The sequence below is a fragment of the uncultured Tateyamaria sp. genome (assembly GCF_947503385.1).
In the GTDB taxonomy this organism is placed as follows: domain Bacteria; phylum Pseudomonadota; class Alphaproteobacteria; order Rhodobacterales; family Rhodobacteraceae; genus Tateyamaria.
Genome location: NZ_CANNDO010000025.1, coordinates 1 through 956 on the forward strand (window position 1 = coordinate 1; position 956 = coordinate 956).

Sequence of the window (956 nt, forward strand, 5' to 3'; positions counted from 1 at the left end):
CTGGTTGTGAACGCCGCCGACGGCCCGATGCCGCAAACGCGCGAGCACATCCTGCTGGGCCGCCAGGTGGGCATCCCCAAGATCGTCGTGTTCATGAACAAAGTGGACCAAGTCGACGACGAAGAGCTGCTGGAACTGGTGGAAATGGAAGTCCGCGAGCTGCTGGACAGCTACGAGTACCCCGGCGACGACACGCCCATCATCGCGGGCTCCGCGCTGGCGGCGATGGAAGGCCGTGACGCCAATATCGGCGAAGACAAGATCCGCGAACTGATGGCGGCCGTGGACGAGTACATCCCGACGCCCGAGCGCGCCGTGGACCAGCCCTTCCTGATGCCGGTCGAGGACGTGTTCTCGATCTCCGGCCGCGGTACGGTTGTGACGGGCCGTGTGGAGCGTGGTGTGATCAACGTGGGTGACGAGATCGAAATCGTCGGCATCAAGGACACGCAGAAGACGACCTGCACAGGTGTCGAGATGTTCCGCAAGCTGCTGGATCGTGGCGAAGCGGGCGACAACATCGGCGCGCTGCTGCGCGGTATCGACCGCGAGGCGGTTGAGCGTGGCCAGGTGCTGTGCGCGCCCGGTTCGGTGACGCCCCACACCAAGTTCGAAGCCGAGGCGTACATCCTGACCAAGGAAGAGGGTGGCCGTCACACGCCGTTCTTCGCCAACTACCGCCCGCAGTTCTACTTCCGCACGACGGACGTGACGGGGACGGTTCAGCTGGCCGAGGGCACCGAAATGGTGATGCCGGGTGACAACGTGTCGTTTGGCGTTGAGCTGATCGCGCCGATCGCGATGGAAAACGGCCTGCGCTTTGCGATCCGCGAAGGCGGCCGCACCGTTGGCGCCGGCGTGGTGTCCAAGATCACGGAGTAATGTGCCTGACCGCAGCGGCGGGCTGAAGCCCGCCCTACGGTGATGCACACAGGTCGCGCGGGGGAATGCCCCCG

1 protein-coding gene is annotated in these 956 nt (G+C 65.1%); it reads left to right on the top strand.

What is annotated here, in order from left to right; genetic code table 11:
• On the top strand, positions 1–882 hold an 882-nt coding region (gene tuf, locus Q1A85_RS22925), incomplete at its 5' end, for an elongation factor Tu (protein WP_299695401.1).
• Positions 883–956: the final 74 nt, after the last annotated feature.